Annotated in this window: 3 protein-coding genes; 2 read left to right on the forward strand and 1 reads right to left on the reverse strand. The window is 55.3% G+C overall.

From position 1 onward, the window contains the following. Positions 1–79: 79 nt before the first annotated feature. On the forward strand, positions 80–469 hold the full coding sequence (locus ACJROR_RS03425; RefSeq protein WP_406545869.1) for a hypothetical protein: 390 nt from the start codon (positions 80–82) through the stop codon (positions 467–469). A 74-nt stretch (positions 470–543) separates the two neighbouring features. Further along, positions 544–2,076, forward strand: coding sequence for a hypothetical protein (locus ACJROR_RS03430; RefSeq protein ID WP_406545870.1), 1,533 nt, complete (start codon positions 544–546; stop codon positions 2,074–2,076). Between the two features lie 67 nt (positions 2,077–2,143). Here ACJROR_RS03430 and ACJROR_RS03435 read toward each other — a convergent pair. Further along, positions 2,144–2,727, reverse strand: a 584-nt coding sequence (locus ACJROR_RS03435) for a hypothetical protein (RefSeq protein ID WP_406545871.1), incomplete at its 5' end; no start/stop codon positions are given.

Genomic DNA, 2,727 nt, shown 5'->3' on the forward strand with positions numbered 1-2,727 from the left:
TTCATAATTGGTCTCCTCTGGTTTGGTTAACTCTCAATTCCAATTATCCCTGATATTGCCCCGACCTTTTTTCCGGGCCATGGCCGAAAATCCGCCGTTGTCTCTGCGTCCGAATTATTCTCAAACCCGCCCCGGAACAGATATTTGCAGGACAGGACTTCATCTGACAGACTTTGCCATAAATGAGCCGGGGGTTAAGCTGCGCGCTGCCGGGAAAGTTTCCAAAGCAACAATGGTCAGCCTTCTGGAAAGACCGCATCGTCCTACTGGACAATTTTTTGTTTTTCAGAAAATTGTCCAGCAGCAGTGGACAAAATCAGCGTTATACGTCAAAGTTCAGCAGAATCAGGACTTTTGCCGGACGGGATATGAGATGATCGCATACGACCTGTCTCAGGGAATAGATTTCTCGGGCCATAAGCAATACTATATCCAGGTCGCTTATCCGCAGCCGAAGAAAAGGCCTTGAGCGGGAATTCAGGGATTTCGTGAAGATGGACGAACTATGATGAAGGAAAGCCGAATGAAAGAGAGAGCCGCGGTATGAATATTCCAGAACATGCCCGCTGTCCCGGCTGCTCCGGGAATATGACCTTTGCTATCGGCAAACAGGCTCTGGTCTGCGAAAGCTGCGGCCTCAGCCTCACCGTTCCCGGCTATGACAAGCTGGTTATGGAGAAGGCCCGGAGCAATGTCAGTCTTACAGAGGCCGCCGACCGGATCATGCGAACTCAGGAGAGACAGAATAATCCCCAGCGCATCTACACCTGCCGGTCCTGCGGCGGACTTATCCGGCCCGGAGCGCTGTCAGCCTCGGATTCCTGCCCCTTCTGCGGCAACGCCATTGTGTTTTCTGACAAGTACCGGGATCAGGCGGAGCCGGATTACATTATCCCCTTCAAAAAAGACCGGGCGTACTTTGCGGAGGCCTGCCGGAATCTGATGGAAAAGAGCCTTTTTGTGCCGGAGGAGTTCCGCTCCGAGGCCCGTCCGGAAAGCATCCGGGCGGAGTACGTGCCCTTCTGGATCTACGATGCCGATGCGGACGACCGGGCAAAGCTGGCGGCGGAAACGGTGCAGCCGGTCAAAAGCAGCTTCGTTCATGATCTTTATGAAGGAAACGTGGCCGGACATACGGAATTCCGCGGAGTGCCGCAGGACGCCTCCCGGGATGTGCCCGATGAAATCACCCAGACCCTGGAGCCATACCTGATTGAGGATGCCGTGCCCTTTAATTTCGCCTATCTCTCCGGACTTGACGCCCGGATATACGATGCAGATTATGTCCAGGGCTTCAATGTGGTTAAGGAGCGGCTTCTCTGTTCCTCGGCCCGGTTTCTGACCGGCCGGAGATTCGACAATATCCGGATTCTGGAACGGGACTGCCATGTCCGAACCCTGGCCGTGGGGTATGCCCTTTATCCCGTATGGACCATGACCATGTCCTGGGAGGGCCGCAACTACACCTTTGCCATGAACGGTCAAACCGGCACCTCGGCCGGTCTCCCTCCGGCGGACGTCAGACTCATGAATCTGGCGGGGTATGCGGGAGGCATGATTCTCTTCCTGCCGGCGGGAATATTCTGGACTTATCTCACGGTGAGCTTTCGGTTCAGCAGTCTTAAGCCCATCGACGGTCTGGTTTTTGTGGCCATGGCGTGCATCCTCCTTCTCACGTCGATTGCCGCCGAAACCCTGTGGAGAAGATATGCCGTATTCGCCGGCCGGAGGAGTCATGCCGGATTCCTGAAGGCCGCCATATTTCTCGCGGCGGCGCTGTTCTTCCTTGATACCGGGATTCATGTTTATCGGGGGGAATTCTGGGGGCCGGTGGCTCCCGGGCTGCTCTTTCTTATTGGCCTCGGGCTGGGCGGGATTATCAGGGATTTTTTCCGGGAGAAGGTCAGAAAGGAACAGGAGAGTCTGGCGCTGAAACATAAGGAAGACGCCGATGCCTATGTCCGGGAGGAGTCTCTGCGCATTGACCGGCAGGAGCTCCGGAGTCTGGGCCACTATTGGAACCACAAAACCTCCATGACCTATCCTCGGCCGAAATACTGGTGGCTCAGCTTCTGAACAAAGTCTTCACCGGTTCCGGAAGGCATCCTGCCCCTCCGGAACCGGCTCCAGTTAAACCGCCAGATCAGACAAACTTGGATATCAGCAGGTCTGCCGCCCAGGCGACAAAACCCTTGTTGTTCTCGGCCTCCAGATCAAAATTGTGCGCCATCTGCCAGCCCACGGCCTCGACAACGGCGCTGGAAAGCGCGGCTTTGGCGGCATGATGCTTTACCGTAAGCTGCTTCGAGGCGAAGTCAGCTTTGACAAGAGCTTTTCCGGCAGCATTCCCGGCCTGAAATCTGCTAGCGGCATTATCAGCGGGAGCGGACTCCAGAGAAGAAAAGATCATTTTCCGGATAACGGTAACGCATGCCATCATAATCGTATGCTTTGCAAGGCAGCACTTCACGTTAAAGACCTTGCTGAGAGCCACCGTCATGCCCAGAACCGCAGCAAGATCCACCGCCACGCCAAACCCCGGAACCGGAACAGCGTTGCCGGCGGCGGCGGAAGCGGCAGCGGTGTGGATGATCTTAGCGCATAAGGTTTTCTGTTCAGCGTTCATAGTATCTTCTCCTCCGGTTTCCTTAACTCTTAAGTCCCATTGTCTCAGATGCTGCCCCATGACTTTTTTCCGGCCATAGCCGGAATAAACAGGGGCCAGGC

The sequence above is a fragment of the Succinimonas sp. genome (assembly GCF_045225735.1).
Lineage (GTDB): Bacteria > Pseudomonadota > Gammaproteobacteria > Enterobacterales > Succinivibrionaceae > Succinimonas.